This window comes from Nocardioides sp. CCNWLW239 (genome assembly GCF_037137035.1).
Taxonomy (GTDB): domain Bacteria; phylum Actinomycetota; class Actinomycetes; order Propionibacteriales; family Nocardioidaceae; genus Nocardioides.
Genome location: NZ_JBBBNW010000002.1, coordinates 1212142 through 1236411, shown reverse-complemented (window position 1 = coordinate 1236411; position 24270 = coordinate 1212142). Strand labels below are relative to the sequence as shown.

Sequence of the window (24270 nt, the reverse complement as noted above, 5' to 3'; positions counted from 1 at the left end):
ACGCCTGCTACTTCTCGATCCGCTCGAGCTTCGTCCAGCCGGTGTAGCCGCGCTTCTCGACCAGGCGCATCAGGTCGCGGGCGACGGGGACCTGCTCGACGAACATCGAGTCGAGCAGGGCGACGAGCTCGGGAGGCATCGACGTGTCGTCCTCGACGTAGGCGGCCCAGTCCTCGGGCGAGATCGTCTCGAGCTGGGAGACGATCCGGTCGGCGATGGCCTCCAGGCGAGGGTCTCCGGGCTCCCAGTCGAGGAGCTCCTCCATCTGCTTGTAGGTCTCGACGACGGAGGGGTCTTCGAGCTGGCCGACCTTGCTGCGGATGAAGGCCTCCATGCTCTGCGGCTGCTGGGCGGCGACGAGGATCCAGGCGTCGCGCTCGCCCTCGATGATCCGCTCCGGGATGCCGAGCTCGCGCAGCCGCTCCAGGTAGGAGACCGCCTCGGGCGGGAGCGCGAGGCCGTCACCGTGGGCGAGGCGGGCGATCCGTTCGCGGTGGCTCTGCCGCTCGCGGATCTCGAGACGGAGACGCTTGTCGATCTCGGCGACCGCCTTCTTGAAATCGTCGTCGCCGGCGGCCAGCAGCTCCTTGACACGGGAGAGCGGGACGCCGGCGTCGGCGAGGATGCGGATCTTGATCAGGTCGACAACAGCAGCGGCGTCGTAGCGTCGGTATCCCGAGTGGTCGCGCTCCGGCTCCACCAGCAGCCCTTTGGCGTGGTAGTGGCGAACGGCCCTGACGGTGACACCGGCGTACGACGCCAGCTGGCTGATCGTGAGCATCCCCGAATAGTGGCGGGAACGCCCGGGTTTGTCGCGGGGTTTAGGAGAACTTGCGGCGGTAGGCGGCGGTGGCCAGGACGTAGGCGACGACCAGGAGGCCGATGCACCAGGCCAGGGCGATCCACAGCTCGTTGCCCGGGTCCTCCCCGGCGAAGATCGCCCGGATGGTGTCGACGATCGAGGTGACCGGCTGGTGCTCGGCGAAGGCCTGCACGGGACCGGGCATGGTGTCGGTCGGGACGAATGCCGAGCTGAGGAACGGCAGGAAGATCAGCGGGTAGGAGAACGCGCTGGCCCCCTCGACCGTGCCGGCGGTCAGACCCGGGATCACCGCGAGCCAGGTGAGCGCGAGGGTGAACAGGGCCAGGATCCCGATGACCGAGAGCCAGTCGAGCACGCTCGCACCGGTGCGGAAGCCCATCAGCAGGGCGACGAGCACCACCACGACCAGGGAGATCATGTTGGCCACCACCGAGGTGATCACGTGACCCCACAGCACCGCGGACCGGGCGATCGGCATCGACTGGAACCGGTCGAACATGCCGCTGTTCTTGTCCTGGAACAGACGGTAGGCGGTGTAGGCGATGCCCGAGGCGATGGTGATCAACAGGATGCCGGGTAGCTGATAGCTGACATAGCTCTCATGGGACCCGGTGTCGATCGCGCCGCCGAAGACGTACACGAACATCAGCATCATGGCGATCGGCGTGATCGCGGTGGTGACGATGGTGTCGGGGCTGCGGCCGATGTGTCGCAGGGAACGGCCGGCCAGGACGGCGGTGTCGCCGAAGAATCGGGTGGTCATCTCATGACTCCTTCACGGTGGTGGTGCCGGCGGACGTGCCGTTGGACGTGCTGGTGATGGCGAGGAAGATCTCCTCGAGGGTCGGCTGCTTCTCGACGTACTCCTTCTTGGCGGGCGGGAACATCGCCTTGAGCTCGGCGAGGGTGCCGTTGGCGATGATGCGGCCCTCGTGGAGGATCGCGATCCGGTCGGCGAGCTGCTCGGCCTCTTCGAGGTACTGCGTGGTGAGCAGGACCGTCGTGCCGTTGTCGGCGAGCTCCTTGACCGCCTGCCACACCTCGATCCGGGCCTCCGGGTCGAGACCGGTGGTCGGCTCGTCGAGGAAGATCACCGGCGGGTTGCCGATGAGGCTCATCGCGATGTCGACGCGGCGGCGCATGCCACCGGAGTACGTCGCGACCTTGCGGTTGCCGGCCTCGGTGAGCGAGAACCGGGCGAGGAGATCATCGGCGACCGCGCCCGGGTTCGGCTGACGGAGCAGCTTGGCGACCAGGATGAGGTTCTCCCGGCCGGTCAGGATCTCGTCGACGGCGGCGAACTGGCCGGTGAGGCTGATCGAGCTGCGTACGTCCTGGGCCTGGGTCTGGACGTCGAAGCCGTTGACGCTCGCCGTGCCGCCGTCCGCCTTGAGAAGCGTCGTCAGGATCTTCACGGTCGTGGTCTTGCCGGCGCCGTTGGAGCCGAGGAGGGCGAAGATGCTGCCGCTCTCGACGGTCATGTCGACGCCTTGGAGGACGTGTACGTCGCCGTAGGACTTGGTCAGTCCGGCGATCTGGATGGCTGGTGTCGGGTTCATGTCGAATAGCGTCGAGGGTTGACGCTGGGTCAAGGTCAAGGATTGGTTCTGACCTTTTTTTCGACGGGCCCGATCCAGGCTCAGCCCTTCTGCAGGCGGCGCCACCCACCGGCGCGGTTGTTGGCGACGATCGCGCGCAGCAGCTCGGTCAGCGCGGGGCGGTCGATCGGGTCGTCGCGGTAGATCTGGATGGCTCGTCCGGTGGCGTTGCCGTGCCCCTGGTTGATGATCCCGGCGGGGTCGGGGACGGTCGGGTCGTAGAGGAACAGGTTGACGTGGTCCTTCGTGGCGAGGAGAGCGCACACGTTGCCCTGCAGCACGAAATAGGGCTGGACCGTGCGCTTGATCGTCTCCTCGATCTCCGGGTCGGCGTCGTGGATGATCTCGCGCAGCTCGGCGCAGATCTCGCGCTGCCAGTCGGGCAGGCCGTCGAGATAGCTGTCGACGCCGGCATGGGTGCGGATGGCCATGCTCGCAATGTACGCCCGGCCCGCAGGCACTCGGCAAGGCAAATACACATGTCGATAAATCATCCCTTTGACTTCAAGTACTTGAAGTTCCTAGCGTCTCAGGTGTGACTGCATCGACGACTCGGACCTACACGATCCGGGAGGTGGCGGCGCTGACCGGGCTGCCGGCCAGCACGCTGCGCTACTACGAGACGATCGGGCTGATCGAGCCGGTCAGCCGCGGCGCCAGCAGCGGGCACCGGGTCTACGACGAGTCCGACATGGACCGGCTGACCGGCGTCGCCTGCCTGGCCGCGATCGGCCTCTCGATCGACGACATGCGGGCGTACGTCGCCAACAGCCGTCTCGGCAGCGACGGTGCCCGCGAGCAGATCGAGATGCTCACCGAGCACTCGGCACGCCTCGCCCGGGAGGCCGAGTACCTCGAGCTGCGCCGGACGTACGTCGGTCTCAAGACCGACTACTGGCGTGCCGTCGAAGCCGGTGACCAAGCCCGCGCCGAGGAGATCGGCGAGCAGGCACACGCACTGGCCGAGCGGATCCGTAGCCGCGAGAGCCAGTGACCCACCCATCATCTCGACCCAGGAGAACCTCCATGCGCGTCAACGCGTACGCAGCCCCTGCCGCCGGCGAGCCGCTGGCTCCGACCACCATCGAGCGCCGCGCGGTCGGTGAGAACGACGTCCTCATCGCGATCGAGTACGCCGGCATCTGCCACTCCGACATCCACACCGTCAACGGCGACTGGGGCCCGCAGCCGTTCCCGGTCGTCCCGGGCCACGAGATCGTCGGCCGCGTCACCGAGGTCGGCTCCGCGGTCACCGACCACAAGGTCGGCGACCGGGTCGGCGTCGGCTGCTTCGTGAACTCGTGCCGCGAGTGCGACAACTGCCGCAACGGCGACGAGCAGCACTGCTCGACGCCCGGCGGCGGGGTCGGGACGTACGCCGCGAAGGACCGCGACGGCTCGTTCACCCAGGGCGGCTACTCCACCCACGTCGTCGTCAACGCCCACTTCGCGCTGAAGGTGCCGGAGGGCATGGACCCCGCGGCCGCGACGCCGCTGCTGTGCGCCGGCATCACCACGTACGCACCTCTGAAGAAGTGGGGTGCCGGCCCGGGCAAGAGGGTCGCGATCGTCGGCCTCGGCGGGCTGGGCCACATGGGTGTCAAGATCGCCCACGCGATGGGCGCCGAGGTCACCGTGCTCTCGCAGTCGCTGAAGAAGCAGGAGGACGGGCTCCGGCTCGGCGCCGACCACTACTACGCCACCTCGGACCCGGCGACCTTCTCGACCCTGAAGAACAGCTTCGACCTGATCGTGAACACGGTCAGCGCCGAGATCCCCGTCGACGACTACCTCGGGCTGCTCGACGTGGACGGCACCCTGGTCAACGTCGGCGCCCCACCGGCGCCGCTGAGCGTCAACGTGTTCTCGCTGCTCACCAACCGGCGCAACTTCGCCGGCTCGATGATCGGCGGCATCGCGCTGACCCAGGAGATGCTCGACTTCTGCGCCGAGCACGGCATCGGCTCCGAGATCGAGGTGATCTCCGCGGACCAGATCAACGAGGCGTACGCCCGGGTTCTGGCCTCCGACGTGCGCTACCGCTTCGTGATCGACACGGCCACGCTGGCCTGATCGTCGCGAGTGGGCGAAAGTGGCCGCCGGAACCGGGTCTGGTGCGCCACTTTCGCCCAGTTTCGCGGCGAGCCGGGTCAGGCCCAGTGCACGGGACGGGCGAGGCCCTGGGGCAGCTTGGTCTCGGCGTCGCCGCGCATGGCGTTGACCTGCGGCTGGCCGAGGAAGAGTGCTCGGGACAGGTCCGCGCCGACGACAGCGGCGTCTCGAAGATCGGCGCCGAGCAGGTCGGCGTCGGTCAGGTCCACGTGACGCAGATCGGCCGCCATCAGGAGAGCACCCCGGAGATCGGCGCGGCGCAGGTCCCGGCGCCGCAGATCCTTGCCCACCAGGTCGTTGCCGCTCAGCGATGCGCCGGCGGGGCGGCGTACCTCTGCGCTCACCTGGCGCAGCGCGTTCCCGACGACTGCGCGGAGCGCGGGGACATCGGTCGCGAGGACCTGCTCAGGGGTGCCGGCGGACGCGGCAGAGACCAGGCCGGTCACCTCCGCGAGGTCGGCGGCGGTGCCGCGGGACGCGGCCTCCTCGAGCAGCGCCAGCATCTCGTGCAGCTGCCGCATCACGCCGAACACGTCGAACATCTCCTGCCGGGACGCGGGCTCGGTGCGCCAGTCGGTGCCGCCGAACGTCACCTGGGTGACCTGCTGGCCGGCGCCGAAGCACTCGAACACGGTGCACCCGGCATAGCCGCGATCCCGCAGCCGGTCATGGATGCCGCACCCGAAGTCGTCACCGAGATGACGGCACGGGTCGCCGGCGGCCTTGTCCACCGGAAAGTCCGCGGAGCGCGTGAAGGACAGCGCTACGCAGCACAGGCCGGCGCAGCGGGAGCAGTCGGACCGGTAGGTGCTCATCGGAGGCAGGGTACGCCGCGGGGCCGCCTCTCCTCGTCATCGCGGTCGCAGCTCGCCCCAGGGTCTCGACAGCTTCAGCAGCCGGCGTCGTCGAGCGCCTTGGCCGCCAGCTGCCGGCCGAGCTCGATCATCTCGGTGGCCCGATGGAAATCGAGCGTGCGGGCCGCGTCGACCGGCACGGTGATCAGGACGTCGGGCGGCAGCCCCGCCAGCCGGTAGCGCGCGATCATCTCCTGCATCGCATCCCACGACAGCGTCATCACGTCGGCGACGCGCAGGTCGGGCTGCGCGCGGTTCGACTCCGCCCGCGCCGTGGTCATCTCGCCGCCGACGCCCAGCTTGCCGCGGAGCCGCCGGAAGACCGTCGTGCCGTCATCGTCGGCGGTGACGTCGGCGGAGTTCTCGACCACCGGCGAGTTCGTTCCGCGCTGGGTGCGCCGGCCCTGCAGCGAGACTGCGATGGTCAGGTCGGCCGGCGTGGCGGCGGTCGGAGCCATCGGCAGCGGGTTGAGCAGGCCGCCGTCGACGAGCACCCGGCCGTTCCACATCACCGGGAGGAAGACGCCGGGGATGCCGATCGAGGCCCGGATCGCCTTGACCAGCGGGCCCCGCTGGAACCACACCTCACGGTGCGACTCCAGATCGGTGGCGACCGCAGTGAACGGGATCGGCAGATCCTCGATGAGCTGCTCGCCCAGGAGGGTCTCCAGCTCCGCGACGACGCCGTCGGCATTGAACGCACCGCCCGCCCGCCACTTCGGGTCGAGCAGTCGCAGCACGTCGATCTGACGCAGCGCCGCCGCCCAGCCCGCGAAGTCCTCGTCCTTGCCCGCCGCGACCAGGCCGCCGACCAACGCCCCCATCGAGGTGCCCGCGACCGCCACGATCTCGTGCCCCCGCGCCCGCAGCTCCTGGACGACACCCAGGTGGGCGTAGCCCCGTGCACCGCCTGCCCCCAGGGCGAGAGCGACCCGCTTGCCATTCATCGCCATGCTTCCATGATCACCGATACACCCGCGTCAGCCCCGCACGTCGACTAGGGCATGTCTGGCAAATCCACGCCCGCTACGCGACGTTTCGCATCCGATCTGGCTGCGTTGCCGCCACTCGAAAGCCGTCAGGATGTCTTCGCGGCGGGCGCCTTGCCAGATCGGCCCGAAACGCCGCTCGCGGCCGCCGTGTCTTCACCAGACATGCCCTAACGTGCCGGATATGAGCATCCCGGTAGCGCTGTCCGATCTCGCCGCCACGCTCGAGCGCTTCGGCAGCGGGTTCCTGCTGACCACCGCCGGCGAGCGGATCAAGGTCGTGGTCGTGGACCCGGTCGTCGAAGGCTCGGCGCTGCGGATCTCCGATCCCGGCCGCGGCACGCGCGCGAACCTCGCCACCAACCCGGCCCTCACCTTGACGTACGCACCGCTCACGCCGCGCGACCACGCACTGATCGTCGACGGAACCGGTCGCGTGGAGGGACCGGACGTCCTGGTGACGCCGACCGGTGCAGTGCTGCACCGACCGGCGTCGCACGCCTCAGGGCCGGTCCCCGAGGAAGGCTGCGGCCAGGACTGCCGTCCGGTCTGACGACGTCCGTAGGCTCGACCCATGGAGACCTCGACCACCGTGCTCGTCACCGGCGCGACCGGGTTCATCGGTCGACGACTGGTCGCGGAGCTGACCGGACGCGGCGCCAAGGTACGAGCGCTGACCCGGAGGCCGGACGACTACGACGGCCCCGGGGAACCGGTGGGAGCCGACGTGAACGACCCGGCCTCGCTACCGGCCGCGCTCGAGGGCGCCGACGTCGCGGTCTATCTGGTGCACTCGCTCGACCACGACGACTTCGAGGAGCGTGACGCCCGGGCCGCCCGCGCCTTCGGCGCCGCCGCGGCGCGGGCCGGGGTGCGTCAGATCATCTACCTCGGCGGGCTCGGTGCCGACGACGAGGACCTCTCGCCCCACCTGCGCTCTCGACGCGAGGTCGAGGGGCTGCTCGCCGAGGCCGGCGTCCCGGTCACGGTCCTGCGGGCGGCGATCGTCGTCGGGCACGGCGGCGTCTCCTGGGAGCTGACCCGGCAGCTGGTCAAGCGACTCCCCGCCATGGTGGTCCCGAAGTGGACGGCAACGCGGACTCAGCCCATCGCCGTCGACGACGTGATCCGCTACCTGGCGGGTGTCATCGACAACCAGGACGCCATCGGCGAGGTCCTCGAGATCGGCGGACCGGAAGCGATGACCTACCTCGACATGCTGAGGGTCGCCTCGGAGATCACCAACGGACGGACGATCCCGGTCGTGCCCGTCCCGGTGCTGACCCCGCGGCTGTCGTCCTACTGGCTGGCCCTGGTGACCGACATCGACGTGACCACCGGGCGCAACCTGATCGACTCGATGAGCACCGAGGTCGTGGTCCGGGACCGTCGCATCCTCGAGGTCGTGCCGGGCGATCCGCTCCCCTACCGAGAGGCGGTGCGCCGCGCGCTCGCCGAGCGGCTCGCCGACGGCATGTCGGTCTGAGGGACGTACGCCGGGCTCACCCGAAGAGCAGCGGCAGCGCCAGGAGCATCGACAGCGACCACGTGCAGTGGGTGAGGATCGGGGCGAGGACACCACCGGACGCGCGTCGCTGGAGACCGACCACGACGCCGAGCAGGATCGCCGCGAACGCAAGCATCACGTTGCCGGTCGCGAGCGTCGCGATGACGTACGCGACCGTCGTCCAGACGACCGCGTGCCGTGGGAGGGCCGCATAGACGGCCCCGCGGAAGAACAACTCCTCCGCCACCCCGTTGACCGCCGTCACCACGACGAGGATCGGTAGCGAGCCCTGGTCGGCGAAGTCGGTCACCGACCGCACCTGCTGGTCCAGCCAGGGGATCTCGCGTACGACCAGGCCACCGACGACGAAGATCGCCGCCAGTCCCAGGCCCAGCAGGATCGGGGACAGCACCGGACGGACCAGCCGTTGCTCCCCCGGCTCACCCCGAGCGCCGATCCGGCCCAGATGCAACGGTCCCGACGCGAAGGCGCCGATCGTCCACACACCTGCCAGGGCGAAGGTCGCCGGATAGAACCAGACGCTGCCGGGATCGATACGCAGCGAGACCCCGAGCACGACCGCGCCGAGCAGGCCGAACGCCACCGTGACGAGACGGCGACGGCGCAGGGCAGCCTCGCTCGGACGGTCGTCGCGTGGGACGACGTCCCACAACGACCGGCGCACCCAGCGGCGCACGGCACCCTCCCTCCGATGACGACTGCCTTCGCGTCCAACCTACGGGCCGTCCCGTCGAACCGGCGGCCGACCGGGCCACCCTCGGGCGGGTTTGCTCGCCCGAGGGCGAGGATCCATAGTGCGGACCATGGTGAAGCAGATCAACCGGTTGGCATGGGTGACCGCACGCGAGGCGCGCGGTCGCGACGAGGACGAGCAGCTTGCTCTGACAGCGCTGGCCGAGGCCGGCGTCACCGTCGACGTGGTCGACTGGGACGACCAGGACGTCGACTGGGCAGCGTACGACCGGGTGGTGCTCCGCTCGACCTGGGACTATCCGGAACGGCTGGCCGAGTTCCTGGCCTGGGTCGACGAGGTCGCGCAGCTCACCGAGCTGGTCAACCCACCCGCCCTCGTGCGGTGGAGCCTCGACAAGAGGTATCTGGCCGAGCTCGACGCCGCCGGAGTGCCGATCACGCCCACGGTCTTCGTCGCGCCTGGCACCCAGGCGGACCTCCCGGACGAGGAGTTCCTGGTGAAGCCGGCGGTCGGTGCCGGAAGCCGTGAGGTCGTCGCCTACGGGGCCGAGGATCACGCCGCCGCTGCGGCTCACATCGCGCGCCTGCACGCCGCGGGCAACGTGGCGCTGGTCCAGCCCTTCTTGAAGTCGGTGCCGGTGGACGGCGAATGGCCGATGGTCTTCTTCGAGGGCCGGTTGAGCCACGCCGCGAGCAAGCGGGTCGAGCTGCCGCAGGCCGGCGCCGTCGACAACCTCTTCGCGGTCGAGACCACCGCCGCCCACACCGCCTCGGCGGAGCAGATCGAGGCGGCACAGGCAGCCATGGACCTGGTCGTCGAACGGCTCGGCACCCCGACGTACGCCCGGGTCGACCTGGTCCGCGACAACGACGGCTCCTACTGCGTGCTCGAGCTCGAGCTCGTCGAGCCCTCGCTCTTCCTGCCCGAGGCCGAGCCGGGGGCGGCCGACCGCCTGGCGGCCGCCCTGACGCGTACGGTCTGACCGGTCTGGCCGGTCAGATGATCGCGACGGCGTTGGCCGGGGAACCGGTCGCGCCGGTGATGTTGAGCGGCTTGACGCTGAGGAAAGCCTCCCACCGCTGCAGCTGATCCATGCGGTGGGCCAGCGGGCCGAGGCGCCACAGCTCGCCGAGCGGCATACCGAGCTTGGCCAGGAACTCCTGGTGCATCATGCCGCGATCGTTGGGAGCCGACTGGAGGAAGGGAGAGTCGGGTACGGGCGGCAGGCACTCGACCGCGAACGTGTCCGCGGCGAGCAGGGCCAGGCCGTTGTCCCAGGCCCAGTCGAGGACCTCCTGGCTCTGCGCGATGCCGGTGGCGCGGCCGAGAGCCTGCTGAGCCAGCTTCTGCTCGATGGTGAGACCGAGGAACCATTCGCACCATCCCGTGTGGAGCATGACGATGTCACCTGGTCGAAGCTCGACGGCCTGCGCAGTGAGCGCCTGGTCGATGTAGTCGAAGGGGATCGGCTCGCCCGCCTCGTGGTCGAGCACCTCCTCGCGCCGGGCGAGGAGTCCGGCGATGTCGACCAGGACGCCCCGGGTGACGATCGGCCGGTCGGCCCAGACCTGGATGCCGATCTCCTCGGTCCCGGGGACGACCTGCTCATCAGCGATGCCCGCGTAGAACCCGACGTCGTCCGCGCGCCGGTGGCGCAGGCCGTCGATCTGGCTGGAGGACTGGAGATAGAAGCTGTTGAGGCAGTCGTCGCGGTGCGCCGGGTGGTTGGCGTAGATGACGTGCTCGACCGGCTTCCCAGCAGTGGACATCCCGGGGGTGAACGCGTCGATCGGATAGTCCAACCCGAACGTCTCGCCGAGCTGGACCAGGCCCGCCGCGGCGACGACTGCCTGCTCGTCCGCGAACGACGGGGTCCCTCGCCAGGGATCGTCGAAGAGCTCCCAGGATGTGCCCCGAAGCGGTCCGGGCCTGTCGTGGAGCTCTGCCCGGCTCGGGCGGTCGTGCGTGGTCATCGGGTCGCTCCGGACTGAGCGAGAGGGTCGGATTGAGGGGGAATCGGGTGGGCCATACTCGGTCACTTTCTCGGGGCTTCCGTCAGTGTCTCGCGCTTTACCCTGGCGGGTACTGATCAGGAACGAAGAAGCGTACTGAGCATCGGTGTCCTTAGGCTCGTCTCAACAGACCTGCTCAGGAAGGAAAGACCGATGGCGAAGAGCACCACGTTCACCGAGGAAGAGAAGGCCGCCATGAAGGAGGCCGCCGCAGAGCGCAGGACGGCCGCCAAGCGTGGCACCGGCAGCAAGAAGGCGGAGGCCGATCTCGCGGACTGCCTCGAGAAGATCGAGGCGATGGACGACAACGACCGCGCGATCGGCGAGGCGCTCCACCGGATCGTGACCACGCACGCGCCCGACCTGGCCCCGAAGACCTGGTACGGCATGCCCGCCTACGCCAACTCCGACGGCAAGGTCGTGGTGTTCTACAAGTGCGCCGGGAAGTTCAAGATGCGCTACGCCGAGGTCGGCTTCCAGGAGTGGGCCAACCTCGACGACGGCGACATCTGGCCGACCGTCTTCGCGGTGACCGTGATGAACCCGGCCGTCGAGGAGCGCCTGACCGAGCTGGTGACGCGAGCGGCGAGCTAGAGCCCGAGCGCCCCGGCAAGCCGCTCCACCAGGAACCGGCTCGCCCGGCCGAGGGCCGCATCGGCCTCGTCGAGCGACCCGGCCTGGTTCTGGAAGACGTGCGGAAGGTCGGCGCCGACCTCGAGGGTCACCTCGACGTCCGCCTCCGCGGCCCTGGCAGCGAGCCTCACGGAGTCATCCAGGAGCACCTCGCGGGACCCGACCTGGATCAGGAGCGGCGGCAGCCCGGTGAGGTCCGCGAGCGCCGGGCTGGCCAACGGGTCGACGGGATCGGCACCGCCCAGATATCGGTCGGCGAACCACTCGAGCGCGGTGCGGTCGAAGAGCGGGTCCGCGTCCCGCTTGGTCTCGACCGTCGCGCCGGACAGCGTCAGGTCTGTCCACGGCGAGAACACGACCGCTGCCGCCGGCTGCGGGAGGCCGGCCGCCCTCGCGGCCAGCAGCGTCGCCATCGTCAGGCCGCCGCCCGCGGAGTCGCCGGCCAGCACGAGCCGATGCGGCTCGATGCCGCTCTCGAGCAGTCCCCGGTACGCCGCGAGCCCGTCCTCCACCGCCGCCGGGTAGGGCGCCTCCGGAGCGAGGCGGTAGTCGATCGCGACCGCACGGAGGCCGGCACGGGCGGCCAGCCCGTCGGCCAGCGGCGCGCCGGTGCGGGCCGAACCGAGGACGTACCCGCCGCCGTGGAGGTAGAGGAGCGTCCCCCCGGTGGCCGCGGGATACAGCTCCAGGGCCGGGATCCCGCCGATCGCGACCGGCCTGGCCCCGGACTCGTCGGGCAGCGGCCGGGTCTGACCGGCGTCGAAGCCGGCACGGGCCTCCTCGACGGTCACCGACGGATCGAACGGGAAGTCACGGATGGCGGCGTCCAGTGCGTCGCGCTGCTGCTTGCTCACGGTGAGGCCTCCTGCATGGGACGATGTTGTATCGAAGGGAAGTAGATTCCTTTCGATATAATTCCCTGGAAGCAGGTTTTCGTCATGACCGACGGCTGGCAGCTCTTCTCCGACCTCGTCCGCGCCGAGACGCGGCTCTTCAACCAGCTGGACGCGAGGGTGCGTACCGGGCACGACGGCCTCACCCTCGGGCAGTTCCAGATGCTCGAGCTGATCGCGACGACTCCCGACTGCCGCGTATCCGACATCGTGGCGTCGATGGACATCGGTGTCGGCACGGCGAGCAAGGCCGTCGACCGGCTGGAGGCGGCGGGCCTGTGTCGGCGGGCATCGAACCCCCACGACCGGCGGTCCTCGATCCTGGCGCTGACACCAGACGGTGAGCGCGCCTTCGCCGCGGCGACGCCAACCGTCGACGCAGTGATCGCCGAGCGCGTGCAGGGGATCGCGGCCGACGACCTGGCTACGACCGCGCGGGTCCTGAGCCGGCTCCGGACGGTGCTGGAGGAGCTGTCGCGGTGAGCGACCCCGACCGGTCTTCTACCGGCGGCGACGGAATCTGGGGCGCCGAGCCCGCCGCGGCCCAGCCGATGGAGCGGCCTCGCGGGCCTTGGCCGCTCGCGTCGCCCGGCGCTCCGCCCATGCGGCGACCGTGGCATCGGGGTCACGCGGCATGGTGATCAACGGCGGCCCTGTCGGCAGCTCGTAGCGGGCCCGGATCACGCGCGCATTGAAGTCGTCGATCTCCCGGCGTACGGACCTCTCGTCCGTCAGCTGGTCGAGGCGCTCGTCCAGCGCGGCATCGTCCTTGCGGAGCTGGATGGAGGAGGGCAGCAGCGCGATGTGCTCGCGCTGAATGAGACTGCGGATCCACCACTCCGGGTCGTGCTGGTCCGGCAGGTCGATCGGCTCGCCGGCGCCCGGCAGATCGTCGAACTCGCCGCGCGCGATCGCCTTCCGGACCTGGAGATCGGCGAGCAGGGCGATCGCGACGGAGTCGTCGATCGCGAAGGCGTAGGGGTCATGGGGCGCCGCACTGGACATCTGCCCTCCTTCGTCCACCTCGATGCAAGTCACCTGTATTATGTCACGCGTATTGAAACCAGGACGAGAGGCCGAGCGATGCCGAAGCAGGTCGACCACCGCGAGCGACGCGAAGCGATCGCACACGCACTGTGGCGGGTCGTCGAGCACCAGGGCTGGCCGCGAGCGACCATGCGCGAGGTCGCCCGCGAGGCGGGTGTCTCGCTCGGGCAGCTCCAGCACTACTTCTCCTCCCGCACCGCGATGCTGACCTTCGCGATGGAGTTCGCCGCCGACCAGACCTCCGACCGGGTCGCACGTGGCCTGAACGGGCTCCGTCAGCCTCCGCATCCGCGGGAGGTGCTGCGGGTCGTGCTCACCGAGATGCTCCCCCTGCATGCCGATGCCCGCGCCACCAGCCGGATGAACGCGGCGTACGTCCTCGAGGCCCTGCACGACCCCGACCTGCGCGAGGTGGCACGTGTCGGGCTCCGCGAGGGACGGGATCTCGTCGAGAGCCTCGTTCGACAGGCCATCGCCGATGGTCAGATCCCGTCGGACCGCAACCCGTCGATCGAGACCGACCTCATCCTCTCGCTGACCGGCTTCACGCCCCTCCTCGAGCTCGGCGTGATCGAGCCCCGGGCCGCACTCGCTGCCGTCGACCAGCATCTGGATCGGCTCTTCGGGTCCGTTCCCTGACCCATGGCGCCGGGCCGCCGTCCTCCTGGGTACAGATCTCGTGAGACCGCTGCTCGCGGCTGTGGCTGGCAGCGCGTCCGTCACGAAGAGCGCCGGCTGCCCTAGCATCGTCGCAATGGCAGACAACTGGCTGAACGAGACGCGCGACTCGTACGACACCGACGGCGCCGGCTACGCCGAGAAGGTGCAGGGTCTGCTCGACGAGCATCCTCATCTGCGTGCGAGCCTGACGGTGTTCGCCGAGTCGGTGGGCGGCGCAGGTGGCGGGCCGGTCGCGGATGTGGGCTGCGGACCCGGGTACATCACCCGGCACCTTCAAGACCTCGGGGTCGATGCCTTCGGGATCGACCTCTCGCCCGAGATGATCGCCATCGCGCGGCGCGACCATCCAGATCTCGGGTTCGAGGTCGGCTCGATGACGGATCTCCCGCTCCTCGACCGTTCGGTCGGCGGCGTACTCGCCTTCTGGTCCGTCATCCACATTCCCGACGTCGCCGTGCCCGGCGTGTTCGGGGAGTTCCGGCGCGTGCTCCGCCCCGGCGGCCCGTTGCTCGTCGGATTCCACGTCGGCGACGAGACTCGACATTCGACCATCGGCTACACCGGGCGCCCGATCAGCGTCGACAGTCATCGACGGCGGCCCGAGCAGGTCTCCCGCTGGCTGCGGGAGGCCGGTTTCACGATCGACGCAGAACTCCTCATCCGGCCCGACGAGGAGATCCCGGGAGCGGTCGTCTTCGCTCGGGCCCCACAGGCGTGAGCGGCGCCGGCGAGCCGTCAGACACGCTCACGCGTCACACGATCCACGGTGGCGCGACGGCCTCCCCGCCACCCTGAGTCGCCTTGCCGCTCGCCGGCCCGGACACGATGAAGGTCACCCCGGTGTCGGTGTGAACCCTCCGCGAGATGCCGGCGGGTACGACCAGGGTGTCGCCAACCGCCAAGGTGATGGGCTCGGTGTCCACGACGATCGTCGTCGCGCCTTCGAGCACGTGCCAGACCTGCTCGACGTCGAAGGAGTGCAGCGGTCCGCTCTGCCCCGGGCGCATCGCGGTCCGCCACAGGCTCAGCGTTCCAGTGCCTCCCTGTGTCGGCGAGGCGAGGGTCGTCATCGCCGCATTCGGCGTCTCGGTGTGGCGGGCGTCGGACTGAGCGATCTTGCTGGCAGGCATGGCTGCTCCTGATTTAGACAACATGGTTGTCTAAACCGTAGGCAGCGCACGCGATATCGTCAACCAGGTTGTCGACAGAAAGGAGCGGGCGATGAGTGAACCCGGATGGAGGGTCGTACTCCTGCTGGCCGGCGCGTTCCGCCAAGGCGTCGACGCGCTCCACGACGAGCTGGCCGAGCAGGGCTACCCCGGCGCGCGGCCGCTTCACGGCTTCGCGCTCCAGGCCGTCGGAGACGAGGGATGCACCATCAATCAGCTCGGCCAACGCCTCGGCGTCTCGAAACAGGCCGCCGCCAAGACCGCGACCGTCCTCGAGGAGGCAGGGTATGTCACCCGCGAGCCGGTCCCCGGCGACAGAAGGGCAGTCCTGCTGCGGCGCACGCGTCACGCCGACGAGTTCCTAGGGGCGAGCGCGGCCGGCTTCGAGCGCGTCATCGACCGCTGGCGGCGCCAGCTCGGCCCCGAGCGCTTCGACACGATGGTCGAGGCACTCGCCGAGGTGGCCGACGACAGGCCGATCGGCGACCTTCCAGGCTGGATGACACAGCACCCACGCAAAGCCTGACCGTCACATTTCAAATCTACTTGCGAAAGTTTCACAACTGCTTGACGAAGTTCGTCGGCGGGCCCTAATTTCAGGTGTGACTCACGTCATATCTCTCGCGGAGGCCCCCATGATCCACGTCCCCCCGTCCAGAGCCGTGCTCGGCTCACTCGTCGGCCTGTCAGCTGTGGCCGCGCTACTCGGCGGCTCTCCCGCCACCGCTGCAGCTGCGGATCTACCACCGCAGGAACCGGGCGTCACCCTGCGCACCTACGACATGAGCCGCCCGATCCAGGAGCTGTGCACGCTGCGCGGCGGCCAGACACCCAACGTCGACAAGCTCACCTCGCTCATCGACTACGACTCGCCCGCCGACTTCGGCCTGGCCGACCGGTTCATCTCGCACGCGCTGGCCAACCTGCGGATCGATGCCGCCGGGACGTACGAGTTCCGGTTGATCAGCGACGACGGCTCCCGGCTGGTCATCGACGGCTCGGAGGTCATCGACCACGACGGGCTGCACGGAGAGACCGCCAAGGACGGCTCCGTGTCGCTCAGCGAGGGCATGCACGACCTGCGTGTGGAGCACTTCGAGGACGGTGGCGGCGAGGTGCTGCGCCTGCAGTGGCGCCCGCCGGGCGCCGGCGACTTCTCGCTGGTGCCCACCGACGTCCTGAGCACCGAAGCAGGCGTGGTGCGGGTGACCGCGCCGGGCACGAAGTACTGCGAGGGACAGGACGACACCGCCGGTGACGGGATGCAGCTGGACAGCGTCCACCCCGGGTACGACCTGACCGACCTGCGACCGGACGGCTTCGAGCCGATGGTGTCCGCGCTGGACTGGGCGAAGGACGGTCGGCTCGCCGTGGTGACCTCGGGGTCGGTGAGCCCGGCAGGCTGGGTCGAGGACCCCGAGCCCGGTGAGATCTTCCTCCTCAGCAACCCCGACACCGCCACCGGGCCCGACGACGTCACGGTGGAGAAGGTCGCGACCGACCTGTTCAACCCGATGGGCGTGGCGATCATCGACGACTCGATCTTCGTCTCCGAGCGCGACCAGCTCACCGAGTTGACCGACCCCGACGGCGACGGTTTCTACGACAAGCACCGGAAGGTGGCGGAGTGGCCCTTCGGCGAGAACTTCCACGAGTTCGCCTTCGGCCTGCTCCACGACGAGGAGAGCTTCTACGTCAACCTGTCCGTCGCGATCAACAACGGAGGCGCCACCACCGACCCGCAGCCGGCACGCAACCGCGGCACCACGCTGAAGATCGATCGCGACACCGGTGAGGTCACCTATCTCGCCGGCGGGCTGCGCACGCCGAACGGGATGATGCGCGGACCCGACGGCGACCTGTTCGTGATGGACAACCAGGGTGCCTGGCTGCCGAGCTCGAAGCTGGTGCACGTCAAGCCGGGACGGTTCTTCAACCACTACACCAACCCGTCCGGGCCGTTCGACGACCAGCCGGTCACCGGCCCCGCCCTGTGGGTGCCGCAGAACGAGATCGGCAACTCCCCCAGCAGCCCCATGATGCTGGAGAAGGGTGCGTACGCCGGTCAGATGATCTTCGGCGACGTCACCTACGGCGGCCTGCAGCGCGGGTTCCTGGAGAAGGTCGAGGGTGAGTACCAGGGCGCGGTCTTCCGTTGGTCCGCCGGTCTCGAGGCGGGCGTGAACCGCACCCTGCTCGGCCCGGACGGGTCGATCTACGTCGGCGGCATCGGCGAGGCGGGCAACTGGAGCGAGCCGGGCAAACTCCGCTACGGCCTGCAGCGGATGAGTCCCACCGACGGCAAGGCGTTCGACATGCACCAGATGCGCGCCACCAGCAAGGGCTTCGAGATCCGCTACACCCAGCCGCTGTCGCAGGAGACGATCGACAAGATCGCCGAGGACCCGAACGCCGCCTTCCGGATGACCCACTGGCGCTACGCGCCGCGGCCGACTTATGGCGGGCCGAAGATCGACGAGCGTCCGCTGTTCGTCTCGGGCGCCCAGGTCTCGGCCGACCGCACCTCGGTGAAGCTCACCGTGGACGGCCTGGAGGAGGGCCGGGTCGTGCACTTGCGCTCGCCGCGGCCGTTCACCGGCGCGAACGGTGAAGAGCTGTGGAACACCGAGGCCTGGTACACGCTCAACTCGATCCCCGGCTATGAGTCGCCGGCCGACCGCAACTACCTCGAGGCCGAGCAGGCGACCCTGCGCGGCAGCGCCAACGTCGCCGTCGAGCACAACGGCTACTCCGGCTCCGGGTTCGTGGACGGCTTCGGCAACGTCGGCGCCTCGGTGACCTTCGACGCGGAGGTCGATCGCGCCGGGACGTACCCGGTCCGGTTGCGCTACGCCAACGGCCCCGACCCCGCGCCCGGCACCAAGCGGGTCTCGGTCTACCTCAACGGCACCGAGGTCGCGCCGTGGGCGCTGGAGTCCACGGGCGACTGGCAGACCTGGGCCACGGTCACCCGGCCGATGCGCCTGAAGGCCGGGGTCAACCGGATCACGCTCAGCTACGACCAGGGCGATGACGGGAACGTGAACTTCGACGTTCTCAAGGTCGGCGGCGGCGACGACATCTGCTCACCGAAGCGGCCCGCCGCGGGCTACACCTCGCTGTTCGACGGGACCCTGACCTCCCTGGCCTCGTGGCGGATGGCCGGTGCGGGCTCCTTCGGCCGGCAGGACGACTGCTCGCTGCGTACGACCAACGGCATGGGCCTGCTGTGGTACGCCGAGCAGGAGTTCAGCGACTACAGCCTCAAGCTCGACTGGAAGCTGCTGCGCGACGACAACGGCGGCGTCTTCATCGGCTTCCCCGACCCCGGCAACGACCCGTGGGTCGCGGTCAACCAGGGCTATGAGGTCCAGATCGACGCCAGCGACGCCCCGGACCGCACGACCGGTGCCATCTACACCTTCCAGGGTGCTGACGCCGACGCGGTCGCTGCTTCTCTCAAGCCGGTCGGTTCGTGGAACTCCTACGACATCCGCGTCGAAGGCTCTCGCGTCCGGATCTTCCTCAACGGGACCCTGGTGAACGACTTCACCAGCACCGATCCCGCTCGGGACCTGGCCGGATTCGTCGGCATGCAGAACCACGGCGGGGGTGAGACCGTCGACTATCGCAATGTCCAGGTGAAGGAGCTCACCGACTGACCCGTTGTCGGGCAGCGTGCCGCACCGGCGTCCCGTCGACTCACGACGGGGCGCCGGTGCGGTGTACGACCCACACGTTCGGCTCGACATAGGTGGCGACACCGTGGTCGAGGTCGCAGTGCACCGGAGCCAGGGCGCCCGGCACCAGCACCGGGCCGTTCTTGTCGAACGGCAGCCCGGTCCAGCTCCGCCAATCCGTCAGGGTGCCGGGGATGACCATCGACCGAGCAGCCACCCGCTCGATGTAGCCGCCGGCCCGTACGTGGACCCGCAGCCACGGGTCGACAGGGAGACCGTCCTCGCGGACCCGGGTCACATACGTCGACATCGGCTCGTCGGCGTCGGTCTTGCCGTTCGGTCGTACGGGCGCCAGAAGCTCAGCGAAGCCGTGCCGGGCGGCGTTGTCGCGCATCGCGCCGAGCATCTGGGCCGAGAGGCCCCTCCCCTGGTGATCGGGGTGAACGGCGATCTCGACCGCGGAGATCGCATCGGGCTCCTGACCTCGGATGTTCGCCAGCAGGCCCTCCCGGATGACGAAGTCCCACCCGTTGTCCGGCAGCTCCTCGCGGTTGCCGCGCACGAAGGGGACCGAGTAGCCGCACGCGACGACCTGGCCGGTCTCGTCCTGGGCAACCAGGACGAACGGGCTGAACCGCGTCTCGACGTTGCCGTAGTAGAGGCCACCGATCGGATCCTGGCGCATGAACTCCGGCCAGGAGCTGGGCATGTCCCACATCGCCTCGGCGAGATCTGGTCGGTCGGCGAGCACAGAGATGGTGAGCGACATGCGGTCATCGTTGCCGACGCAGCGGGACACCGGCGACGGGTTTTCTGACCGGTGTCCATCGGTGACCCGGCCGGCTCCCGGCGGCACGGGTCAGGCCCTTGTCACCGGGAATCCCGACCATGAAGAATCCGGTGCACCCGGCACCGTCGGGCCTGACTCGGAAGGACTCCCGATGATTCGACGTACGGCACTCACCATCGCTGCGGCTGCACTCCTGACCACCGCGCTCACCACCGGCGCTGCCGGCATCACGTCCCCCGCCACCGCGTACGCAGCACCGCACTGCGGCACCGTCGCCGAGCCGCAGCTCCGGGTCGAGCACACGCGTCTCGACGACCCCGTGGTCACCGACCTGCTGGCCCGGTCGGGCTTCGACCGGACCGGCACCGCGCTTCGCGCATCTCTGTGTGCCGCTGACAGCAGCCGGGAAGCGATCGGCGCCGCTCGTGCCGCTGGGCGAGCGTTGTGGGCCCGGGCGGTCGACGTGGCACAGGGACGCGTCGACGCCGGCGGGCTCCCGGCGAGCGACGACCGACCGCTCTACTGGGCGCGCCTGCTCGGCCAGGCGGAGATCGCGGCGGTCGAGCCGGGGTTCCCCAGCTGGTCCGAGGATGCCCGAGCCAAGGTGCTCCGGGCGTTCGAGACGGCGTCGCGAGGTGTCGACACCACTGCTTTCGCCGCTACCGAACACCGTGATCAGCGGGTTCTGGTGTCCGGTTTCGACCCCTTCACACTGGACCGCAACATCCGCCAGTCGAACCCGTCCGGAGCGTCCGCGCTCGCCATGGACGGGCGGGTCCTCGAGACGGCCGACGGGCCCGTCGAGATCCAGGCCGTCGTGTTCCCGGTGCTGTGGGATCCGTTCGCCGAGGGCATCGTCGAGCGGGCGTTCATGCCCCACCTGATCCCGGGCAAGCGGGATGTCGACACCGCGATCACGATCAGCCAGGGCCGCGCCGGGAAGTTCGACCTCGAGTACTGGAACGGCGCCAACCGCGGCGGGTTCGGTGACAACGACCGGATCAGCCGAACCGGCATGATCCCGATCCCGTCCGAGGTGCCGCACGAGGAGCAGCAGCCTCAGTGGACGCGTACGTCGCTCCCGACCGAGGCGATGCAGAGCTCGGTCAGCGGGGCTTTCCCCATCAACATCAACCACGTCATCACCGAGATCCCCGCCGGTGGGACGGCCCCCGTCACGCGCGAGGACCCGACCCCCGGCTCGACCGCCGTCTCAGGCGCGGGTGGTGACTACCTGTCCAACGAGTCGGCGTACCGGACCACCGCTCTGCGCGACGCGCTCGGGATCAGGACCAAGCAGGGTCACATCCACGTTCCGGTGCTGAGCGGTGATGCCTCCGGCGAGCCGCTTCCCGACATGCGCGGCGACATCGTGGCCGAGACGATCGACCTGGTCGTCGCCGCGGCCACGAACTGAGGTTCGGTAGCCGCAGCCCCAGCCTCAGCTGGTCAGTGAGCCATGTCGACGAAGCGGCTGTAGTGGCCCTGGAAGGCGACGACGAGGTCGCGGGTGGGGCCGTTACGGTGCTTGGCGATGATCACGTCGGCCTCGCCGGGGCGGGTCGACTCCTTCTCGTAGACATCGTCACGATGGAGGAGGACGACCATGTCCGCATCTTGTTCGAGCGACCCTGATTCGCGGAGGTCGGAGACCGCCGGGCGCTTGTCGGCGCGCTGCTCGGAACCACGGTTGAGCTGGGACAACGCGATGATCGGGACCTCGAGCTCCTTGGCCAGCAGCTTGATCTGGCGGGAGAACTCGGAGACCTCGAGCTGACGGGACTCGACCTTCTTGCCGGAGCTCATCAGCTGGAGGTAGTCGATGACGATGAGCCGGAGGTCGTGACGCTGCTTCAGGCGTCGGGCCTTGCTCCTGATCTCCATCATCGTCATGTTGGGACTGTCGTCGATGAACATCGGCGCGCTGGAGACCTCACCCATCTTGCGGGCGAGCTTGTTCCAGTCGTCGTCGGACATGTTGCCGTTGCGGATGTGGTTGAGCGGCACCTTGGCCTCCGCGGAGAGGAGACGCATGGTGATCTCGGAGCGGCTCATCTCCAGGCTGAAGAAGACGCTGGTCAGGTTGTTGTGGATCGAGGCCGCGCGGCAGAAGTCGAGGGCGAGCGTCGACTTCCCCATCGCAGGACGCGCCGCGACGATGATCATCTGACCGGAGTGGAAACCGTTGGTCAGCTCGTCGAAGTCGGCGAAGCCGGTGGGGACGCCGTAGAGGCCGGCCTCGCGGTTGGAGATCGCCTCGATCTCGTCGAGGACACCGTCCATGATGTCCGCGAGCGGGGAGTAGTCCTCACCGGAGCGCTTGTCGGTGAGCTTGAAGACCTCGGCCTGGGCTTCGTCGACGATGTTGTCGACCTCGCCCTCGCCCGCGTAGCCGATCTGCACGATCTTGGTGCCGGCCTCGACCAAGCGGCGCAGGACGGACTTGTCGCGGACGATCTCGCCGTAATAGGCCGCATTGGCGGCGATCGGGACGTTGGAAGCGAGGGTGTGCAGGTAGGGCGCGCCGCCGATGCGCTCCAGCTCGCCCTTGCGGCGCAGGTCGTCGGCGACGGTGACCATGTCGGCCGGCTCGCCGCGGCTGTAGAGATCGAGGATCGAGTCGTAGATCGACTCGTGGGTCGGTCGGTAGAAGTCGGTGCCGCGCAGCGTCTCGGAGACGTCGGCGATGGCGTCCTTCGAGATCAGCATCGAGCCGAGCACGGCCTGCTCGGCGGCCATGTCCTGCGGCGGGGTGCGGTCGTTGACAGCACGCGGCGCGTTGCCGGGTTCGTAGGCTGCGGGGCCGTCGCCCCACTCCTCGAAGGGCGGCTCCGGGAACTCGCCCGAACCGCCCATCGAGCCGGTCTCGGTGACGCTCATTCCCTTGCCCTCCCTGGTCTGCGGATCGTCGCGGCGTGATCTCGGTCGATTCCGGGCCCACGCTACGGGCGGGCACCGACAGTTCCGCTGAAGCGGAGCGATGGGTGCTGCTCGCGCAGGCTCGGCCGACCCTCGACGACACCTCAAGTCTCCGCGACCCTACGTCGCAGACCACATCGGGGACAGCAAGTTATCCACAGGCCCTGGGGATAACCAGGGGATACCGGTGGACGACACCCTGGTCAATGTGAACAGCCTGGGGACCTGGCTGTGCATAACTAGTGCATCCTGTTCGAGAAAGTGGCTATGACCTGCGGTTTTGCTTTTCATGGGTTGTGGACGGAAGAAAGTGCACCACTCATCCGTGCTCACGGCCACGATCACCGAATCCGCCCGGGCGTTTTGTCGACATAGCGCTGCAAGGATGTTTTCCACAGGTTTTCCACCTGCCCTGGAAAACGCTTCGGACGGGCAGTGTTTAACCTTGAGGCCGTGTGGACCCCGGCGGATGCGAAGACCAGCTCGAAGACCGACCGTCGGGGCCTCGACAAGGAGATCTGGCGACTCGCGATCCCCGCGTTCCTGGCGCTGGTGGCCGAGCCTCTCTTCCTGCTGGCGGACTCCGCGATCGTCGGTCACCTCGGCACCCGCGAGCTCGCAGGCCTCGGGGTCGCAGGTGTCGTGCTCCAGACCATCGTCGGTCTCTGCGTCTTCCTCGCCTACGGCACCACGGCGTCGGTCGCCCGCCGCATCGGTGCCGGCGATACCGCCGGTGCGCTACGACAAGGCATCGACGGGATCTGGCTCGCCGTCATCATCGGCGTCGTCGTCACCATCCCGGTGATGCTTCTGGCCGAACCGCTCAGCCGGGCAGTCGGCGCCGGTGACTCGGTGGTCGGCCCGGCGACGACCTATCTCCGGATCGCCGTCCTCGGCGTGACTCCGCTGCTGATGATGCTCGCGGCCACCGGTGTGCTCCGTGGACTGCAGGACACCCGGACGCCACTGGTCGCGGCGGTCGTCGCCAACGTACTCAACATCGTGCTCAACCTCGCTCTCGTCTACGGAGCGGGGCTCGGGATCGCCGGCTCGGCGATCGGATCGGTGATCGCGCAGGTGCTGGCCGCCGGGATGCTGACGTACGTCGTGGTGCGGGCCGCCCGTCAGGAGGAAGCCCCGTTGCGTCCGGACCTGCCCGGGATCCGGGCCGCCGCGCGGGCCGGCGTGGCTCTCGTCGTGCGCACTCTGACGCTGCGCATGGCGCTGCTGGTCACGACGTACGCGGTCACCCATCTCGCCGTCGGCGACCAGGCCGTCGGACTGGCGACCCACCAGATCGCCTTCACCCTGTGGACGTTCCTGGCGTTCGTGCTCGATGCGATCGCGATCGCCGCCCAGGCACTGACGGGGAGGTCGCTCGGAGCAGGCGACATCCAGGAGACCCGCGCGATCACGGCCCGGATGGTGTGGTGGGGTGTCGTGATCGGGGTCGCGGCCGGGGTGCTCCTGGCTGCGGTCTCACCCTTCCTCGGCGCCCTCTTCACCGGGGATCCCGCGGTGCAGGACCTGCTGGTGCCGGTGGTGATCGTGGCGGCGATCGCACAGCCGATCGCCGGCGTCGTCTTCGTGCTCGACGGCGTGCTCATCGGCGCCGGCGACGGACGCTACCTCGCGTGGGGCGGAATCTGGACCCTGGTCGCGTACGTCCCGCTCGTGGCGACGGCCGTCGCGCTCGGCGGTGGCCTGGTGTGGGTGTGGGTCACCTTCGCGTTCGGTTTCATGGGCGCCCGTTTCGTGGTGCTGACCCTGCGTGCGCGCTCCGACCGCTGGCTGGTCACCGGGGTCTGAGCCCAGACTGAGGCGGACAACCGAGTTGCGCCGAGCCGG

The 24270-nt window shown here is 69.2% G+C and carries 26 protein-coding genes; 13 read left to right on the top strand and 13 right to left on the bottom strand.

Going from position 1 to position 24270, the window contains the following annotated elements:
• Window positions 1–7: 7 nt before the first annotated feature.
• From WBG06_RS11700 to WBG06_RS11685, 4 genes are all read right to left on the bottom strand, one after another.
• Window positions 8–781, bottom strand: coding sequence for a MerR family transcriptional regulator (locus WBG06_RS11700; protein ID WP_336736899.1), 774 nt, complete (start codon window positions 779–781; stop codon window positions 8–10).
• Between the two features lie 40 nt (window positions 782–821).
• Window positions 822–1586, bottom strand: coding sequence for an ABC transporter permease (locus WBG06_RS11695; RefSeq protein ID WP_336736898.1), 765 nt, complete (start codon window positions 1584–1586; stop codon window positions 822–824).
• 1 nt (window position 1587) lies between these two features.
• Window positions 1588–2382, bottom strand: a complete 795-nt coding sequence (locus WBG06_RS11690; protein ID WP_336736897.1) for an ABC transporter ATP-binding protein — start codon at window positions 2380–2382, stop codon at window positions 1588–1590.
• An 80-nt stretch (window positions 2383–2462) separates the two neighbouring features.
• Window positions 2463–2852, bottom strand: coding sequence for a DUF1801 domain-containing protein (locus tag WBG06_RS11685; protein WP_336736896.1), 390 nt, complete (start codon window positions 2850–2852; stop codon window positions 2463–2465).
• Between the two features lie 104 nt (window positions 2853–2956).
• Between WBG06_RS11685 and WBG06_RS11680 the strand changes: the two genes are divergently transcribed.
• Window positions 2957–3415, top strand: a complete 459-nt coding sequence (locus WBG06_RS11680; protein WP_336736895.1) for a MerR family transcriptional regulator — start codon at window positions 2957–2959, stop codon at window positions 3413–3415.
• Window positions 3416–3447: 32 nt separating this feature from the next.
• Entirely contained in the window at window positions 3448–4494 is a 1047-nt protein-coding gene (locus tag WBG06_RS11675) for an NAD(P)-dependent alcohol dehydrogenase (RefSeq protein ID WP_336736894.1), read from the top strand.
• 77 nt (window positions 4495–4571) lie between these two features.
• Here WBG06_RS11675 and WBG06_RS11670 read toward each other — a convergent pair whose 3' ends face one another.
• Complete coding sequence (locus tag WBG06_RS11670; protein ID WP_336736893.1) at window positions 4572–5348, bottom strand: pentapeptide repeat-containing protein; 777 nt, start codon at window positions 5346–5348, stop codon at window positions 4572–4574.
• A gap of 74 nt (window positions 5349–5422) precedes the next feature.
• Complete coding sequence (locus WBG06_RS11665) at window positions 5423–6340, bottom strand: patatin-like phospholipase family protein (protein ID WP_336736891.1); 918 nt, start codon at window positions 6338–6340, stop codon at window positions 5423–5425.
• Between the two features lie 220 nt (window positions 6341–6560).
• Between WBG06_RS11665 and WBG06_RS11660 the strand changes: the two genes are divergently transcribed.
• Window positions 6561–6929 (top strand): pyridoxamine 5'-phosphate oxidase, encoded by a 369-nt coding sequence (locus WBG06_RS11660; protein WP_336736889.1) that lies wholly within the window; start codon window positions 6561–6563, stop codon window positions 6927–6929.
• Window positions 6930–6950: 21 nt separating this feature from the next.
• Complete coding sequence (locus tag WBG06_RS11655; RefSeq protein ID WP_336736888.1) at window positions 6951–7862, top strand: NAD(P)H-binding protein; 912 nt, start codon at window positions 6951–6953, stop codon at window positions 7860–7862.
• Window positions 7863–7878: 16 nt separating this feature from the next.
• On the opposite strand, the gene WBG06_RS11650 is transcribed toward WBG06_RS11655, so the two are convergent.
• Window positions 7879–8580: a CPBP family intramembrane glutamic endopeptidase gene (locus tag WBG06_RS11650; RefSeq protein WP_336736887.1), complete on the bottom strand. Its 702-nt coding sequence runs from the start codon at window positions 8578–8580 to the stop codon at window positions 7879–7881.
• Window positions 8581–8707: 127 nt separating this feature from the next.
• Between WBG06_RS11650 and WBG06_RS11645 the strand changes: the two genes are divergently transcribed.
• Entirely contained in the window at window positions 8708–9580 is an 873-nt protein-coding gene (locus WBG06_RS11645) for a hypothetical protein (RefSeq protein WP_336736886.1), read from the top strand.
• A gap of 13 nt (window positions 9581–9593) precedes the next feature.
• On the opposite strand, the gene WBG06_RS11640 is transcribed toward WBG06_RS11645, so the two are convergent.
• On the bottom strand, window positions 9594–10571 hold the full coding sequence (locus WBG06_RS11640) for a cyclase family protein (RefSeq protein WP_336736885.1): 978 nt from the start codon (window positions 10569–10571) through the stop codon (window positions 9594–9596).
• A 192-nt stretch (window positions 10572–10763) separates the two neighbouring features.
• Between WBG06_RS11640 and WBG06_RS11635 the strand changes: the two genes are divergently transcribed.
• Entirely contained in the window at window positions 10764–11204 is a 441-nt protein-coding gene (locus tag WBG06_RS11635) for an iron chaperone (protein WP_336736884.1), read from the top strand.
• Here WBG06_RS11635 and WBG06_RS11630 read toward each other — a convergent pair.
• On the bottom strand, window positions 11201–12097 hold the full coding sequence (locus WBG06_RS11630; RefSeq protein WP_336736883.1) for an alpha/beta hydrolase: 897 nt from the start codon (window positions 12095–12097) through the stop codon (window positions 11201–11203). The genes WBG06_RS11635 and WBG06_RS11630 overlap by 4 nt on opposite strands.
• An 84-nt stretch (window positions 12098–12181) precedes the next feature.
• On the opposite strand from WBG06_RS11630, the gene WBG06_RS11625 reads away from it, so the two are divergent.
• Window positions 12182–12619: a MarR family winged helix-turn-helix transcriptional regulator gene (locus tag WBG06_RS11625; RefSeq protein ID WP_336736882.1), complete on the top strand. Its 438-nt coding sequence runs from the start codon at window positions 12182–12184 to the stop codon at window positions 12617–12619.
• An 18-nt stretch (window positions 12620–12637) separates the two neighbouring features.
• Here WBG06_RS11625 and WBG06_RS11620 read toward each other — a convergent pair whose 3' ends face one another.
• Window positions 12638–13141, bottom strand: a complete 504-nt coding sequence (locus WBG06_RS11620; RefSeq protein ID WP_336736881.1) for a J-domain-containing protein — start codon at window positions 13139–13141, stop codon at window positions 12638–12640.
• Window positions 13142–13219: 78 nt separating this feature from the next.
• On the opposite strand from WBG06_RS11620, the gene WBG06_RS11615 reads away from it, so the two are divergent.
• Window positions 13220–13822, top strand: coding sequence for a TetR/AcrR family transcriptional regulator (locus WBG06_RS11615; RefSeq protein ID WP_336736880.1), 603 nt, complete (start codon window positions 13220–13222; stop codon window positions 13820–13822).
• Window positions 13823–13937: 115 nt separating this feature from the next.
• Complete coding sequence (locus WBG06_RS11610) at window positions 13938–14582, top strand: class I SAM-dependent methyltransferase (protein WP_336736879.1); 645 nt, start codon at window positions 13938–13940, stop codon at window positions 14580–14582.
• A 34-nt stretch (window positions 14583–14616) separates the two neighbouring features.
• Here the strand turns inward: WBG06_RS11610 and WBG06_RS11605 are convergent, their stop codons facing one another.
• Window positions 14617–14994, bottom strand: a complete 378-nt coding sequence (locus tag WBG06_RS11605) for a cupin domain-containing protein (protein WP_336736878.1) — start codon at window positions 14992–14994, stop codon at window positions 14617–14619.
• A 91-nt stretch (window positions 14995–15085) separates the two neighbouring features.
• Here WBG06_RS11605 and WBG06_RS11600 point away from each other — a divergent pair, with 91 nt between their 5' ends.
• Complete coding sequence (locus WBG06_RS11600) at window positions 15086–15559, top strand: MarR family winged helix-turn-helix transcriptional regulator (RefSeq protein WP_336736877.1); 474 nt, start codon at window positions 15086–15088, stop codon at window positions 15557–15559.
• 109 nt (window positions 15560–15668) lie between these two features.
• The gene (locus tag WBG06_RS11595; protein ID WP_336736876.1) at window positions 15669–18695 is read left to right on the top strand and encodes a family 16 glycoside hydrolase; all 3027 of its coding nucleotides are present in this window, start codon (window positions 15669–15671) and stop codon (window positions 18693–18695) included.
• A gap of 40 nt (window positions 18696–18735) precedes the next feature.
• Here the strand turns inward: WBG06_RS11595 and WBG06_RS11590 are convergent, their stop codons facing one another.
• A complete protein-coding gene (locus WBG06_RS11590) occupies window positions 18736–19482 on the bottom strand; it encodes a GNAT family N-acetyltransferase (RefSeq protein ID WP_336736875.1) in 747 nt (248 codons plus the stop codon).
• 172 nt (window positions 19483–19654) lie between these two features.
• On the opposite strand from WBG06_RS11590, the gene WBG06_RS11585 reads away from it, so the two are divergent.
• Window positions 19655–20920, top strand: a complete 1266-nt coding sequence (locus tag WBG06_RS11585; RefSeq protein WP_336736874.1) for a hypothetical protein — start codon at window positions 19655–19657, stop codon at window positions 20918–20920.
• A gap of 32 nt (window positions 20921–20952) precedes the next feature.
• Here the strand turns inward: WBG06_RS11585 and dnaB are convergent, their stop codons facing one another.
• Complete coding sequence (dnaB, locus tag WBG06_RS11580) at window positions 20953–22383, bottom strand: replicative DNA helicase (RefSeq protein ID WP_442945454.1); 1431 nt, start codon at window positions 22381–22383, stop codon at window positions 20953–20955.
• Window positions 22384–22875: 492 nt separating this feature from the next.
• Between dnaB and WBG06_RS11575 the strand changes: the two genes are divergently transcribed.
• Window positions 22876–24231, top strand: coding sequence for an MATE family efflux transporter (locus tag WBG06_RS11575; protein ID WP_336736873.1), 1356 nt, complete (start codon window positions 22876–22878; stop codon window positions 24229–24231).
• Window positions 24232–24270 lie beyond the last annotated feature (39 nt).

Bases quoted from the DNA above. Each gene is read 5' to 3' on its own strand.
- WBG06_RS11700 (WP_336736899.1), bottom strand. From the start codon at position 781: ATGCTCACGATCAGCCAGCTGGCGTCGTACGCCGGTGTCACCGTCAGG.
- WBG06_RS11695 (WP_336736898.1), bottom strand. From the start codon at position 1,586: ATGACCACCCGATTCTTCGGCGACACCGCCGTCCTGGCCGGCCGTTCC.
- WBG06_RS11690 (WP_336736897.1), bottom strand. From the start codon at position 2,382: ATGAACCCGACACCAGCCATCCAGATCGCCGGACTGACCAAGTCCTAC.
- WBG06_RS11685 (WP_336736896.1), bottom strand. From the start codon at position 2,852: ATGGCCATCCGCACCCATGCCGGCGTCGACAGCTATCTCGACGGCCTG.
- WBG06_RS11675 (WP_336736894.1), top strand. From the start codon at position 3,448: ATGCGCGTCAACGCGTACGCAGCCCCTGCCGCCGGCGAGCCGCTGGCT.
- WBG06_RS11670 (WP_336736893.1), bottom strand. From the start codon at position 5,348: ATGAGCACCTACCGGTCCGACTGCTCCCGCTGCGCCGGCCTGTGCTGC.
- WBG06_RS11665 (WP_336736891.1), bottom strand. From the start codon at position 6,340: ATGGCGATGAATGGCAAGCGGGTCGCTCTCGCCCTGGGGGCAGGCGGT.
- WBG06_RS11660 (WP_336736889.1), top strand. From the start codon at position 6,561: ATGAGCATCCCGGTAGCGCTGTCCGATCTCGCCGCCACGCTCGAGCGC.
- WBG06_RS11655 (WP_336736888.1), top strand. From the start codon at position 6,951: ATGGAGACCTCGACCACCGTGCTCGTCACCGGCGCGACCGGGTTCATC.
- WBG06_RS11645 (WP_336736886.1), top strand. From the start codon at position 8,708: ATGGTGAAGCAGATCAACCGGTTGGCATGGGTGACCGCACGCGAGGCG.
- WBG06_RS11640 (WP_336736885.1), bottom strand. From the start codon at position 10,571: ATGACCACGCACGACCGCCCGAGCCGGGCAGAGCTCCACGACAGGCCC.
- WBG06_RS11635 (WP_336736884.1), top strand. From the start codon at position 10,764: ATGGCGAAGAGCACCACGTTCACCGAGGAAGAGAAGGCCGCCATGAAG.
- WBG06_RS11625 (WP_336736882.1), top strand. From the start codon at position 12,182: ATGACCGACGGCTGGCAGCTCTTCTCCGACCTCGTCCGCGCCGAGACG.
- WBG06_RS11620 (WP_336736881.1), bottom strand. From the start codon at position 13,141: ATGTCCAGTGCGGCGCCCCATGACCCCTACGCCTTCGCGATCGACGAC.
- WBG06_RS11615 (WP_336736880.1), top strand. From the start codon at position 13,220: ATGCCGAAGCAGGTCGACCACCGCGAGCGACGCGAAGCGATCGCACAC.
- WBG06_RS11610 (WP_336736879.1), top strand. From the start codon at position 13,938: ATGGCAGACAACTGGCTGAACGAGACGCGCGACTCGTACGACACCGAC.
- WBG06_RS11605 (WP_336736878.1), bottom strand. From the start codon at position 14,994: ATGCCTGCCAGCAAGATCGCTCAGTCCGACGCCCGCCACACCGAGACG.
- WBG06_RS11600 (WP_336736877.1), top strand. From the start codon at position 15,086: ATGAGTGAACCCGGATGGAGGGTCGTACTCCTGCTGGCCGGCGCGTTC.
- WBG06_RS11595 (WP_336736876.1), top strand. From the start codon at position 15,669: ATGATCCACGTCCCCCCGTCCAGAGCCGTGCTCGGCTCACTCGTCGGC.
- WBG06_RS11590 (WP_336736875.1), bottom strand. From the start codon at position 19,482: ATGTCGCTCACCATCTCTGTGCTCGCCGACCGACCAGATCTCGCCGAG.
- WBG06_RS11585 (WP_336736874.1), top strand. From the start codon at position 19,655: ATGATTCGACGTACGGCACTCACCATCGCTGCGGCTGCACTCCTGACC.
- dnaB (WP_442945454.1), bottom strand. From the start codon at position 22,383: ATGAGCGTCACCGAGACCGGCTCGATGGGCGGTTCGGGCGAGTTCCCG.